The organism is Mycobacterium sp. UM_Kg27 (assembly GCF_000972905.1).
Classification (GTDB): domain Bacteria; phylum Actinomycetota; class Actinomycetes; order Mycobacteriales; family Mycobacteriaceae; genus Mycobacterium.
In genome coordinates this window covers 1-321 of sequence record NZ_JRMM01000351.1, presented here as the reverse complement: position 1 = coordinate 321, position 321 = coordinate 1, and the positions used below count along the sequence as shown (strand labels likewise).

At 65.4% G+C, this 321-nt stretch carries 1 pseudogene; it reads left to right on the top strand.

Annotated features, from left to right (window positions below):
* Positions 1–321, top strand: a pseudogene (locus LI94_RS24890) (IS110 family transposase); the annotation flags it as partial.

The window sequence follows — 321 nt, the reverse complement described above, 5'->3', positions numbered from 1 at the left end:
GCGATCCCGACGGTCGAGCAGGAAGCCGCACGGGATCTGGTCAGAGCCCGGGAGGACTGCCGCGGTGATCTGATGCGAGCACGTCATCGGTTGTCGAAACTGCTACTGCGCCATGGCATCGTCTACTACGGCGGCAATGCGTGGACCGGCAAGCACGACATCTGACTGCGGCACGATGCGCTGCGGCGACTGCCCACCGGCGCGACGCGGTTGACCTTCGACGCCGACTACAACACCGTTTTGACAGTCAAGGCCCGGCGTGATCGTCTCGACACCGCCATCGAGGAGGCCGCCGCGGATTGCGAGTTCACGGCGCTGGTG